Annotated in this window: 13 protein-coding genes; 7 read left to right on the top strand and 6 right to left on the bottom strand. The window is 60.9% G+C overall.

What is annotated here, in order from left to right; all coding sequences use genetic code 11:
• Positions 1-5 precede the first annotated feature (5 nt).
• From L63ED372_RS01020 to L63ED372_RS01030, 3 genes are read left to right on the top strand one after another with little or no spacing between them, the layout of a single operon-like run.
• Entirely contained in the window at positions 6-767 is a 762-nt protein-coding gene (locus tag L63ED372_RS01020; protein ID WP_062402071.1) for a biotin--[acetyl-CoA-carboxylase] ligase, read from the top strand.
• 14 nt (positions 768-781) lie between these two features.
• Entirely contained in the window at positions 782-1,096 is a 315-nt protein-coding gene (locus L63ED372_RS01025) for a hypothetical protein (protein ID WP_062402074.1), read from the top strand.
• A 27-nt stretch (positions 1,097-1,123) separates the two neighbouring features.
• The gene (locus tag L63ED372_RS01030; RefSeq protein ID WP_062402078.1) at positions 1,124-1,783 is read left to right on the top strand and encodes a glutathione S-transferase family protein; all 660 of its coding nucleotides are present in this window, start codon (positions 1,124-1,126) and stop codon (positions 1,781-1,783) included.
• Positions 1,784-1,917: 134 nt separating this feature from the next.
• Here the strand turns inward: L63ED372_RS01030 and L63ED372_RS01035 are convergent, their stop codons facing one another.
• The 3 genes from L63ED372_RS01035 to L63ED372_RS01045 form a co-directional block, all read right to left on the bottom strand.
• Positions 1,918-3,378: a sensor histidine kinase gene (locus L63ED372_RS01035; protein ID WP_231624519.1), complete on the bottom strand. Its 1,461-nt coding sequence runs from the start codon at positions 3,376-3,378 to the stop codon at positions 1,918-1,920.
• Positions 3,379-3,425: 47 nt separating this feature from the next.
• Entirely contained in the window at positions 3,426-4,100 is a 675-nt protein-coding gene (locus tag L63ED372_RS01040) for a response regulator (RefSeq protein ID WP_062402081.1), read from the bottom strand.
• Positions 4,101-4,234: 134 nt separating this feature from the next.
• Positions 4,235-4,738, bottom strand: a complete 504-nt coding sequence (locus tag L63ED372_RS01045) for a MarR family winged helix-turn-helix transcriptional regulator (protein WP_062402083.1) — start codon at positions 4,736-4,738, stop codon at positions 4,235-4,237.
• A 141-nt stretch (positions 4,739-4,879) separates the two neighbouring features.
• On the opposite strand from L63ED372_RS01045, the gene recA reads away from it, so the two are divergent.
• Together recA and recX are read left to right on the top strand one after the other, a co-directional pair.
• Positions 4,880-5,917, top strand: a complete 1,038-nt coding sequence (gene recA, locus L63ED372_RS01050) for a recombinase RecA (RefSeq protein ID WP_062402086.1) — start codon at positions 4,880-4,882, stop codon at positions 5,915-5,917.
• 24 nt (positions 5,918-5,941) lie between these two features.
• A complete protein-coding gene (gene recX / locus L63ED372_RS01055; protein WP_231624520.1) occupies positions 5,942-6,412 on the top strand; it encodes a recombination regulator RecX in 471 nt (156 codons plus the stop codon).
• A 41-nt stretch (positions 6,413-6,453) separates the two neighbouring features.
• Here recX and L63ED372_RS01060 read toward each other — a convergent pair whose 3' ends face one another.
• Together L63ED372_RS01060 and moaC are read right to left on the bottom strand one after the other, a co-directional pair.
• A complete protein-coding gene (locus tag L63ED372_RS01060; protein WP_062402093.1) occupies positions 6,454-7,848 on the bottom strand; it encodes a sensor histidine kinase in 1,395 nt (464 codons plus the stop codon).
• A gap of 39 nt (positions 7,849-7,887) precedes the next feature.
• A complete protein-coding gene (gene moaC / locus L63ED372_RS01065) occupies positions 7,888-8,379 on the bottom strand; it encodes a cyclic pyranopterin monophosphate synthase MoaC (protein WP_062402098.1) in 492 nt (163 codons plus the stop codon).
• A gap of 79 nt (positions 8,380-8,458) precedes the next feature.
• Here moaC and L63ED372_RS01070 point away from each other — a divergent pair, with 79 nt between their 5' ends.
• Entirely contained in the window at positions 8,459-10,045 is a 1,587-nt protein-coding gene (locus L63ED372_RS01070; protein WP_231624521.1) for a M48 family metalloprotease, read from the top strand.
• Positions 10,046-10,116: 71 nt separating this feature from the next.
• Positions 10,117-10,578, top strand: a complete 462-nt coding sequence (locus tag L63ED372_RS01075; protein WP_062402103.1) for a DUF3717 domain-containing protein — start codon at positions 10,117-10,119, stop codon at positions 10,576-10,578.
• A gap of 90 nt (positions 10,579-10,668) precedes the next feature.
• Here L63ED372_RS01075 and L63ED372_RS01080 read toward each other — a convergent pair whose 3' ends face one another.
• On the bottom strand, positions 10,669-11,796 hold the full coding sequence (locus L63ED372_RS01080; RefSeq protein ID WP_231624522.1) for a glycosyltransferase: 1,128 nt from the start codon (positions 11,794-11,796) through the stop codon (positions 10,669-10,671).
• Positions 11,797-11,822 lie beyond the last annotated feature (26 nt).

Raw genomic sequence — 11,822 nt, forward strand, 5'->3', positions numbered from 1 at the left:
CTTGGATGACCGCCCCTCCTTTTTGGCCCGCTGAAAACATCTGGGAACAGGTTTACCCGCTGTTGCCCAACTTCACCGTCGAGGTACTGCCCGAGATCGATTCGAGCAACAGCGAACTCATGCGCCGGGCCCGTGCAGGCCAGCACGAGCCGACCTTGTTGGTGGCCGAGCGCCAAACCGCAGGCCGGGGTCGCATGGGCCGGGTCTGGCAAAGCCAGCCGGGTGACTCGCTCACTTTTTCCCTCAGCTTGCCCTTGGCCCCCAAGGACTGGTCGGGCCTGTCGCTGGCCGTGGGCCTGAGCTTGGCCGAAAGCCTGCACCCCGATGTGGGCCTGAAGTGGCCCAATGATTTGTGGTTTCAGGACCGCAAACTCGGCGGCATCCTGGTCGAGGCGGCCAGCATGGGCGGGCGCAGCCAGGTGGTGGTGGGGGTGGGCCTGAATATCCGCCCCCGGGCCGCAGACGGGCTGAACACGCCACCAGCGGCCCTGAGCGAGTTGCTGCCCGAGCTCACAGCTCCCAACGCTTTGGTGCGTGTGGCTTGGCCCTTGATCCAGACCCTGATGGCTTTTGAGTCCAGTGGTTTTGCACCATTGCAAAACCGCTTCGCCTTGCGTGATGTGCTGCAAGGCCGTGCGGTGCACACCAGCGATGGCCAGCAAGGCGTGGCGTTGGGCGTGGGCCCCGGGGGTGCGTTACGATTGCAAACCGAGCTTGGCGTGCAGGACATCCACAGCGCCGAGATCAGCGTACGCCCCTTGACCTGACGGAACCTTGCAAGATGTTCAAATATTGGCTGGCACTTTTGCTGGTGCTCCATGCGCTTGTGCTGGCTTGGCACTGGGACGCTTTTGCGCCCTGGGGCCATGGCCCCGATCTGCAGCGTGAACCCGAGCGGCTGAAGCAACAAGTGCACCCCGAAGCCCTGAAGTTCGAGGTCTTGCCGCCCTCGGCCTCAACGACCGCACCAACCGCCGAGGCCGCGGTCAGTGACACCAGCGCTGTCGCCCGCTCTGCTGCCAGCGCCCCCGATGTCTCAAGCCCCGCCCCTGCGTTGCCCTCTTCGGCGGCTGTGGCTCCTCGGGCCAAACCTTAATCATTTTGATCGTTGCAGAGAAATCCCATGAGTCTGAAACTTTACTTTGCCCCCGGCGCCTGCTCCTTTGTGCCCCACGTTCTGCTGGAGATGAGTGGGGCCGAGTTCGAGCCCACGATGGTCAAGCTGCACAAGGGTGAGCAAAACAGCGCCGACTACCAAGCCATCAACCCGCGCGGTCAGGTGCCTGTGCTGGTCAATGACGGTCAGCCCATCACCCAAATTGTGGCCATCGTGCTGTACCTGGACCACGTCTTTCCCCAGATGGGCTTCTTGCCCTCCGAGCCCATGGCCCGCGCCCAGGCGTTGTCAACCTTGGCCTGGATGAACAACACGGTGCACCCGACCTTCACCCACATCTTCATGCCGCAAAAGTTTTCGGACCAGCCCGAAGTGCAGGCCGCCCTCAAGCCCTACAACACGCAGTTGTTTCGCGGCATGCTGGGCGAGTTGCAGGGTCTGGTGCAACGCGCGGCGGCCCAAGGGCAGCCGTGGCTGAGCGGCGAACGCTTTGGCCCGCTTGACGCTTACTGCCTCACCTTCACCCGCTGGGGCACCTTGGCGGGCATTCCGCCCGAAGCGCATCCCGCCTTGTGGGACTTTGTGCAAAAAGTCGCGGCCGAGCCTGCAGTGGCCCGTGTGATCGCGCGTGAGCGCCTGCAATTGAACATGGGCGCTCCCGCCTAAAGCCCCTGCGCCCGATGCATCTGCGCCCAATGCACCTGGGCCTGATGCACCTGGGCCTGATGCACCTGGGCCTGATGCACCTGGGCCTGATCTGTGCCCCGGTTGTGGGCCGATCAAGGCGCGTGTCGTGTGCTTCAGTTCACACCAAAGCGCAAGGTGAAGCAAGCCCCGGGCGGTGTCTGGCTCGGGTGGGCGGCATCAACGGTGACCGATGCGCCGTGCTGCACAGCGATTTCCTTGACGATGGGCAGGCCCAGGCCAGAGCCGTCCACATTGGTGCCCAGGGCCCGGTAAAAGGGCTGAAACACCAGCTCTCGCTCGGGCAGTGGAATGCCCGGGCCGTTGTCTTCCACCTGGATCACCAAGGCCCGGCTGTAGGGGTCGACCAGTGCCCGCAGCGTGATCACGCCTTGGCGCTCTGGCGTGCTGGGCGTGTAATGAATCGCGTTTTCCACCAGGTTGCGCAGCATTTCCTTGAGCAGTGTGGGGTTACCTTGCACCTGCACACCCGGGGTGCCTGCATCGACCCCCTCGTACCCCAAGTCCAGACCCTTGTCCATGGCGTGCGGCAGGCTGTCTTGCAGCACCTCGCTGGCCAGCTTCACCATGTCGCAAGACTGCAAGGTCAAATGGGCACCACCGCCCTCGGCGCGGGCCAGTGACAGCAACTGGTTGACGGTGTGTGTGGCTTGCACACTGGCGCGGCCAATTTGTTGCAAGGATTTTTTCAGGTCTTCTTCGCTGGAGCCTGAACGCTGGGCCAGGTCGGCCTGCATGCGCAAACCGGCCAAAGGGGTTTTGAGCTGGTGCGCGGCATCGGCCAGAAAGCGTTTTTGGGTGACGATGGAGTCCTTCAGGCGCTCGAGCAAATCGTTCACCGACACCACCAAAGGAGCCACCTCCATGGGCACCGCTTTGTCGTCCAAGGGGCTCAGGTCATCGGGCTTGCGCTCGCGGATGCGCTCTTCAAGTTGTGACAGGGGTTTGATGCCACGCACCAAGGCCAGCCACACCAAAAGCACGGCCAGTGGCAACAAGGCGAACTGGGGCAGCATCACCCCCTTGATGATCTCGGCCGCCAACACCGAGCGCTTTTCGCGCGTCTCGGCCACCTGCACCAGGGCCGGGCGCTTGCCTTCGGCATCCAAGCGGATCCAGGTGTAGGCCACCCGCACTTCCAGCCCGCGCATTTCATCGTCGCGGATCTGCACTTCGTAGCTGCCGCCTTTGGGTTCGTTGGCTTTGGGCAGGGGCAACTCGCGGTCGCCGCTCAAGTGCTCGCCCAGGCTGCCGGTCACCTGGTGATACACCAAGTCGGTTTCGTCGGCACGCAGCAGTTCGCTGGCCGGTTGCGGCAGACTGAATTGCACCAATTTGTCGGGCCCCAATCTGACCTGTTGGGCCAAGGCCTGCACGTTGTAGACCAGCGCCCGGTCAAAAGGCTTGTTGGCCAGCCCCTGAGCCACCAGCCAGGTGAGTGCCAGGCTGATCGGCCACAGCAGCAGCAGTGGCGTCAGCATCCAGTCGAGGATTTCGCCAAACAGCGAGCGTTGCTCGCGTTTGAAGACCCGCAGGTTCCAGCCCTTGGATTTCATGGCTTAAAGGCTTGGCGGCATGCGGTGTGTGTGGCGTGTGTGTGCCCTTAGCCCGGGATTTTTTCGAGGCAATAACCCAGGCCCCGCACCGTGGCGATGCGGATCGGGCCTTTTTCGATTTTTTTGCGCAGGCGGTGGATGTACACCTCGATCGCGTTGTTGCTCACCTCTTCGCCCCATTCGCACAGGCGCTCGACCAACTGGTCCTTGCTGACCAAGCGGCCCGCACGTTGCAGCAGCACTTCGAGCAAGCCCAACTCGCGGGCCGACAACTCGACCATCTTGCCGTCGATGGTGGCCACGCGCCCGGATTGGTCGTACACCAAGGGCCCGTGTTTGATTTGGGAGGTGGCCCCGCCCATGCCGCGGCGGGTGAGGGCGCGGACACGGGCTTCGAGTTCTTGCAAGCTGAAGGGCTTGGCCATGTAATCGTCTGCGCCGTAGTCCAGGCCTTTGACGCGCTCTTCCACACTGTCTGCGGCGGTGAGGATCAAGACGGGCAAGACGGAGCCCCGAGAGCGCAAGCGCTTGAGCACTTCCAGACCATGCATTTTGGGCAGACCCAGGTCCAGGATCAACAAATCAAATTCGTTGTTGGTCATCAAGGCCGCGTCGGCCTCGCTGCCACTGGCCACATGGTCCACCGCGGCGCCCGCGCTGCGCAAGGTGCGCAGCAAACCATCGGCAAGCACTTGGTCATCTTCGGCAATCAGAATGCGCATGGCTGTCTCCTGTTGTTTTTAGGGGCATCTCGGCGGGCAGGGGCTCAAGCCCTTACTCGATTCTAGTGGCTCAAGCCAGCCCCAACACGCTGCAGACCGTGTGGGGGCATCTTGGGGCTGCAGCCCGAGACAGCTCAGTTCACATAAGCATCCAGCCCCAAGGCCACCACGGTCGCTACATCATTGCCCACCGCCTCGCGAAACTCGGCCTCGGCCTGGGCCACCGCCTCTTTGAAGGCCTGCAACCAGGCCAGCCCCACGGGCGTGAACACCACGCGCCGGGCGCGTGCGTCCAGCGGGTCGGCTTCTCGCTGCACCAGGCCCCAAGCGGCACACTGGTCCACCAGATCACCCATGGCCTGTTTGCTCATGCCCGCCGCTCTGGCTAAATCCGTCAGGCGCGAACCTTCCAGGGCCAGATGCCGGGTGATGTGCACATGCGCGGCGCTGACCTGGTCGCGCGAAGCCAGATTGGCCAGGGCCAGCGGCACCCCCTCGTTGCCCGCCATCAGGTGCAGCACGCGTTCGTCAAAGCGCCGCATGGCGTGTCCCAGCAGGCGACCCAAATGGGTTTGTCGCCAGCGCTCATCGTGCAGGGATGTGCTGCTCAAAATGCTTGGAAGGGTGTTTTCAGTCATGGACAAATGATAAGGCAAACTGACCAAAAATATCGTTTACAGGTTTGTACAGGTCGTTTACAGTACTGTTCACGCATCCAGTAAACAGCACATCAGCGCTGAGCCCGGTGCCCCAACCCATTGATATTCAAGGAGATTCCCATGAGCGACGACAACAGCGAAAAGTCCAAAGCCCTGCAAGCCGCCCTGGCCCAGATTGAAAAACAATTCGGCAAAGGCACCATCATGCGTCTGGGCGAAGGCGAAGCCATCGCCGACATCCAGGTCGTGTCCACCGGCTCTTTGGGCCTGGACATCGCGCTGGGTGTGGGCGGTTTGCCCCGTGGCCGCGTGATCGAGATCTACGGCCCTGAGTCTTCCGGCAAAACCACCCTCACGCTGCAAGTCATCTCCGAAATGCAGCGCTTGGGCGGCACCTGCGCTTTTGTGGACGCCGAGCATGCGCTGGACGTGCAATACGCCCAAAACCTGGGTGTGAACCTGCAAGAGTTGCTGGTCAGCCAGCCCGACACCGGCGAGCAGGCCCTGGAAATCGTGGACAGTTTGGTGCGCTCTGGCGCGGTGGATTTGGTCGTCATCGACTCGGTGGCAGCCCTCACGCCCAAGGCCGAAATCGAAGGCGATATGGGCGACAGCCTGCCCGGCCTGCAAGCCCGTTTGATGAGCCAGGCCCTGCGCAAGCTGACCGCCACCATCAAAAAGACCAACTGCACCGTCATCTTCATCAACCAGATCCGCATGAAGATCGGCGTGATGTTCGGCAGCCCCGAAACCACCACCGGCGGCAACGCACTCAAGTTCTACGCGTCTGTGCGTTTGGACATTCGCCGCACCGGCACGATCAAGAAGGGTGACGACGCGATCGGCAATGAGACCAAGGTCAAAGTGGTCAAGAACAAAGTCGCGCCGCCCTTCAAGACGGCCGAGTTCGACATTTTGTTTGGCGAGGGCATCAGCCGCGAAGGTGAAGTGATCGACATGGGCGTGACCGCCAAGATCGTCGACAAGTCGGGCGCTTGGTACGCCTACCAGGGCGAGAAAATCGGCCAAGGCCGTGACAACGCCCGTGAGTTCCTGCGTGAGAACCCCGCCTTGGCCCGCGAGATCGAGAACAAGGTGCGCGAATCGCTGGGCATCCGCTTGCTGGAATCGGCCATTGCCGAGCCCAAAGGCGAATAAAAAGCCATGGATCAGAGGTCAAGCTTGAACAAGCCTGGTTTTCAGCCCTCACTCAAAGGCCGCGCCCTGCGGCTTTTGAGTCAGCGTGAGCACTCACGCGCTGAGCTGGAGCGCAAGCTGGCCCCCCACGAAGAAGTGCCCGGTGAGCTGGCCAAAGCTCTGGACGAGTTGCAGGCGAGGGACTTCATCAACGATGGTCGGGCGGTGGATTCCTTGGTCAACCGCCGCGCAGGCAAACTCGGCAGTGCCCGTATCCAGCAAGAGCTCGCCCTCAAGGGCTTGTCGGGCGAGGCTGTGGCCGAGGCGCTTGAGAACCTGAAAGACACCGAGTTCAGTCGGGCTCAGGCGGTTTGGCAGAAAAAATTCAGTGATCTCCCGCAAGACCCGCACGAACGCGCCAAGCACATGCGTTTCTTGATGACCCGTGGCTTCAGCGCGGAAGTGGTGCGACGGGTGGTGAAAGGCGATGGCCTGGATGAAGAGCCCTTGGATTGAGATCTGCACGCGTGTGATTGCCCGACCTGTCCGAGCAGCGATCAGTCCATCACCGGCAGCTGCAATTCAACCACTGCACCGCCCAAGGGGCTGTTACCAATGGTCAGGTTGCCCCCGTGCTGCTGGGCAATCGATTTGGAAATGGATAAACCTACCCCCAATCCTTCGCTTTTGGTGGAGAAAAAAGAGGTGCCCACTTGGCGCAAGACTTCAGCAGACAAGCCTGGCCCGTTGTCCGTGAAGGTGATGTGCGCCATCTGCTCTTCGCGCCAGACTCGGATCTGCAATTGCCTAGAGGCTTGGCCCTGTGTGGCCTGTATGGCGTTGCGCAGCACATTCATGAAAATCTGGGACAGTTGAACCGGGTCGGCCCTGACTGCAAGCTCTTGGGGATGCAAAGAGATTTGAATGTCAACCGATTCGTTGTGAGCCAAGTTATGGATCAGTGCTTTTGCATCGGTGATCACCTGGCTGAGTTCAATCCGCTCCAATGCCTTGGCCCTGGATTGGATGAAGCTGCGGATGCGACCCAAGATGTCACCTGCCTTTTGGGTGTTACGGTTGAGGTCTTCAAAGTACTTGTTCAGTGACTCGTCTTGGCGTTCCTGGAGCGACATTTCCATCCGGTCGGCGATCAGGTAAATGTTGGTCAGGGGCTGGCTCAACTCGTGTGCCAAAGAAGCCGCAATTTCGCCCACACTTCGGCGGCGGTCGAGCTGTGCGACCTGCTCGATCAGGCGTGCCGCCTCTTCTTGACGGGCTTGCACTTTGGCCAATTCAAGCGCTTTGCGGTTCATCCGCTCAGTGAATATGCCCAAAAAGCCGACGTTGCCCACAATGGAAGTGACCACGGCCCATACGATCAACATCACAGACAAAGGGTCTGCGGCCATGGCTTGAGGTTGGGCTGAACCGAGTAAGAGACTGAGAACGCGCAGCCCCAACAGCACCGATAAAGTCAGGTAAGCCAAGAACATCCAGCGCGCACTGATGCTGCGGTCAAGTCTGTAAACATTGTGAGCCCCAAAAGCCAACCAGCCGACAGCTGCACCAGCGCCCAAGTTGGACCAGATGAAGGGCAAAGTGTCGTTGTTCAAAACCAAATCGAACAGGGCATACACTGCAAAAAACATGAAAGACAGGCTTAAGATTCCCATCAAATAGAGCGGTTTTTGCAGTTGGATGCGCAGGGCTCCCGCTCGCAACAGCGGTCCCACCACCAGCAGCCAAACGGCGATGCCATATGTCAACACATCGGGTACTTTGCCCCGCATGCCCAGCAAGACTAGGCTCAGGCCAAAGGAAACACCACCTAGGCACCACAAGGTGTTGATGCGTTCGTTTTGGTTACGCAGAATCGCCCAAACAAAAAGCGGCATGGCCAAGTACAAAATGCCAGCAATGAAATAAGCCGTGGGCAGATGCAAGAGGGGCATGGTGTGTTGGCGTGTGAGGTGGGTCAGCAGTCCTTCACATCAGGCGGCAGCGACAAAACTGCCCGATTTGCCGCCGTGTTTTTCCAGCAGCTTCACATCGGTGATGGTCATGCCCCGGTCCACGGCTTTGCACATGTCGTAAATGGTGAGCAGGGCCACTTGCACGGCGGTGAGGGCTTCCATTTCAACGCCTGTTTGGCCATTCACTTCGGCTGTTGCCGTGCACACCACGCATGATTTGTCGTTGTGGACCTCAAAATCAACCGCCACCCGGGTCAAGCCAATCGGGTGGCACAAGGGGATGAGGTCGCTGGTTTTTTTGGCGCCTTGAATGCCCGCAATGCGGGCAATGCCCAGCACATCACCTTTTTTGGCGGTGCCCGAACTGATCAAGGCCAAGGTGGCGGGCAGCATCTCGATGCGGCCGGTGGCCACCGCCACGCGCCGTGTGCTGGCTTTGCCTCCCACATCCACCATGTGGGCTTGCCCTTGGGCATCAAAGTGGGTCAGTGGGCTGGGGTTCTGGCTCATGGCTGCGCGATCCAAAGGGTTTACAAGAAATTCACAAGAAACGGGCATCATACGAGGCTTCAAGAGGGCCCTGTCAGCTTTGAAACACAAATACCGCCAACGCTTCATTTCTTGTCTGCTGCTTGCCGCGCTGGTCAGTGCGCCTGCGCATGCGCAACCCTCGGGTTTGCCTGGGCTGGGCGACGGTGAGAGCATTTCGCTCAGCGCCGAACGTCAATTGGGCGACCGCATCGCCCGTGAACTTTACCGCGACCCCGATTACATCGAAGACCCGGTGCTCGACGAGTACATCCAGCTGCTGTGGGCCCCCTTGGTGCGGGCAGCTGCGGCCCGGGGCGAGTTGTCGGCCGAGTTGCAGGAGCGTTTTGCCTGGCGCATCCTGCTGGGGCGCGACCGCTCAGTCAATGCCTTTGCCTTGCCTGGCGGCTACCTGGGTGTGCATCTGGGGCTGATTTCGGTGGTGGGTTCACACGACGAATTGGCCTCGGTGCTGGCGCACGAATTGAGCCACGTCAGCCAACGCCACATTGCCCGCGGCATGAGCGAGCAAAGCCGCATGACCCCCTGGCTGGTGGGCGCCATGATTTTGGGCGCCTTGGCCGCGAGCAAAAGCCCGCAAAGCGCCCAGGCGCTGATCGTGGGCGGGCAGGCTGCGGCTTTGCAGTCCCAGCTGAGCTATTCGCGGGACATGGAGCGTGAAGCCGATCGCGTGGGCTACGGCATTTTGGTCGACGCCGGGTATGACCCTCGGGGCTTCGTCGGCATGTTCGGCAAGTTGCAACAGGCGGCGGGTTTGAACGACAACGGTGCCTTTCCCTATTTGCGCAGTCACCCCCTGACCAGTGAGCGCATCGCCGACATGCAGGCCCGCCAACAGCTGAACACGCCCGGTGCGGTGCCCGCCACCGACATGGCCCAAGCCCTGATGTCGGCGCGTGCGCGTGTGTTGTCGCAAAACACCCCTGATGCGCTCAAGGCTTGGACCCAGGAGGCCGAGCAACCCTCCTCTCAGGATGGCCCAGCCCAACGGGCGGGCAAGCTTTATGCGGGCACCCTCGCTTATCTGCAGCAAAGAAATATGCCCGCTGCCGAGCGCAGCCTCCAGCAATTGCGTGAGTTAGCGAACAAGTCAGTGCCCACAAACGCGTCAGCGGTCAAGGCCGTGGATGCCAACTCCGGGCTGTCGGTTGCGCGCTGGCTGCGCCTGTTGTCGGCCGAGGTGGCCATGAAGCAAGACAAATTTCAAGCCGCACTGCAGCACCTGCAGCCCAGCGGGGCGGTCTCCGATTTGGCGCGTCCAGAGCTCATGGCCGCTGCGCAAGCCGTGCAGCGCTTGCCCGGCCATGCGATGCAGGCCGAGATCACCCGGCAATTGCGCCAGCGGGTGTTTGTTGCACCCCACGATGCCCAGGCCTGGAACCTCTTGGCCAGCTTGTTGGCCGTGCAAGGGCAGGCCTTGGCGAGTTTGAGGGCAGAAGCCGAGGCCCAGGTGGCCCGACTCGATTGGGAGGGCGCACTGGATCGATTTCGGGCGGCGCAAGACCTGGCCAAGCGCAGCCGATTGCAAGCGGGTGAGCACATCGAAGCCTCGATCGTGGACACCCGCCTGCGCGAAGTGCAGGCCAAGCTGCGGGCCCTGATTCAACCATCTCCCTCTCAACGTTGAGTCTGTTGCTCACCAACGTCTCGTGAACAGCATTCAGGGGCTATGATCGCCCTCCCTGCACCAGACACACCATGGCCGGAATCCACATCACCGACATTGAAGCCGCCATCAACCATTGGCGAGCCAAGAGCCCTTCACCCGATGGCGTTTCATTGACACCACCGCTGCGTGCGCTGGCCGAGGTGTACGGGCTCATGGTGTACTACAAGCAAGACTTGGCCGACGAATTCAGCCTGCCTCTGGCTGCGGCCGAGGCCTGGCAGGACTGGTACGCCACCACACCCGACACGCCTTGTATTGCCATTTGTTCCACCAGCCAAGGCGACGAAACCTGCAAAGGCTGTGGGCGAAGTTTCGAAGAGGTGCAGTTGTGGATCGAGATGAGCCCCGGTGAAAAGCGCAGCATCTGGCACCGCATCACCATGGAAGGCAACTCTTGGCGCTTCAACCGCTACGCCGAACGCGCGGCCGAAGATCGGCACTGGGCCAAAGCAGCCGCTGAGGCGCAGGTGCCGCTGGACCTCCAGCCCTGAACAAATGCATGCTAAAGCTGGCTGGAGTCACCATTGACTCGTGCAGGTCAGCCGCAGACAAGGTCAACTGGTTTTGAAGTCGGAACCAGATCAAGCAGTCAGAAGCTTTTGATAGGCGGGCCAAGTGACGGACTGAAAATCGTACCGGTCGATGATGGTCTGCCGTGCCAATTGCCGCATGTGCTTAAAAGCCCCTCGATCGGCCAGCACATCACACACCCGATCGGCCAACTGGGCCGGTTTGAAAAAATCGACCAGCAAACCATTTTGTCCATCGGTGATGACCTCACGTACTGGCGCGGTGTCCGAGCCAATGACCAGCGCCCCCAGGCTCATGGCTTCGAGCAGGGACCAACTCAACACGAAGGGCACCGTCAAATACACATGCGCTGATGACACCCTGAGCAAAGCCATCAAGGTGTTGTAAGGCACTCGGCTGACAAAGTGCACCCTGGACATGTCCAAATGGTCTTTGACTTCCTCCAGAAACAACTGCTTGAAGTTCTTGCTTCCCGGCGGTGCGGCGCCATAGCTGACCTCATCGCCCCCCACAATCACCACCCGCGCTTGGGGTCTGCGCCGCATGATGTCGGGCAAGGCCCGCATGAACTGGTGGTAACCGCGCATGGGCTCCAAGTTGCGGTTGACGAAGGTCACCACCTCATCACCTTGGCGCAGCACCAAGCCCGCCCGGTTCAAGGACACCCAAGCCGACGGATCGGGTGTGAGCAAATCCGTGCGGATGCCATCGTGGATGACGCGCAAACGTTCGCGCAAGGCCGACGGAAAGCCATCGGCTTGCCATTGCGTGGGGGTGATGCCCACATCACACGCCAGCAAACTCGAGGCCAAATGCATGTTGCGCACCTGCAAGCGTTGGGCCGACAGTGGTGGGGTCGGAAACTCAGGATCAAAACCCACATCGCCGCCTTGATCGCGGTAATACATTTCGTTGAAGCCCAGCAATCGGGCATGCGGCAAAACTTGGCGCATGAACAGCATCTCGCCCCAGCCAGTGTGGCCCAGCACCACATCCGGCGTCCAGCCCTGCGCTGCCTGGCGTTGGACCATCTCGGCGGCGGCTTGCCCCCGAATGACCGCAGTTTCGGTGTTCAGCAGCCAAGGATGGATCTGCGGCGAACTGCTGCGCTCGGGTTGGTAAGAGACATGATGCACCCCGGCAATCACCGACTCCTTGCGCACCGACAAGGCGCGCACATCATGCCCAGCCTGTTGTAATGCCG

The sequence above is a fragment of the Limnohabitans sp. 63ED37-2 genome, assembly GCF_001412535.1.
Classification (GTDB): Bacteria; Pseudomonadota; Gammaproteobacteria; order Burkholderiales; family Burkholderiaceae_C; genus Limnohabitans_A.

Coding starts and splice junctions, on each gene's coding strand:
- L63ED372_RS01020 (WP_062402071.1), top strand. CDS start 6: ATGACCGCCCCTCCTTTTTGGCCCGCTGAAAACATCTGGGAACAGGTT.
- L63ED372_RS01025 (WP_062402074.1), top strand. CDS start 782: ATGTTCAAATATTGGCTGGCACTTTTGCTGGTGCTCCATGCGCTTGTG.
- L63ED372_RS01030 (WP_062402078.1), top strand. CDS start 1,124: ATGAGTCTGAAACTTTACTTTGCCCCCGGCGCCTGCTCCTTTGTGCCC.
- L63ED372_RS01035 (WP_231624519.1), bottom strand. CDS start 3,378: ATGAAATCCAAGGGCTGGAACCTGCGGGTCTTCAAACGCGAGCAACGC.
- L63ED372_RS01040 (WP_062402081.1), bottom strand. CDS start 4,100: ATGCGCATTCTGATTGCCGAAGATGACCAAGTGCTTGCCGATGGTTTG.
- L63ED372_RS01045 (WP_062402083.1), bottom strand. CDS start 4,738: ATGACTGAAAACACCCTTCCAAGCATTTTGAGCAGCACATCCCTGCAC.
- recA (WP_062402086.1), top strand. CDS start 4,880: ATGAGCGACGACAACAGCGAAAAGTCCAAAGCCCTGCAAGCCGCCCTG.
- L63ED372_RS01060 (WP_062402093.1), bottom strand. CDS start 7,848: ATGCCCCTCTTGCATCTGCCCACGGCTTATTTCATTGCTGGCATTTTG.
- moaC (WP_062402098.1), bottom strand. CDS start 8,379: ATGAGCCAGAACCCCAGCCCACTGACCCACTTTGATGCCCAAGGGCAA.
- L63ED372_RS01075 (WP_062402103.1), top strand. CDS start 10,117: ATGGCCGGAATCCACATCACCGACATTGAAGCCGCCATCAACCATTGG.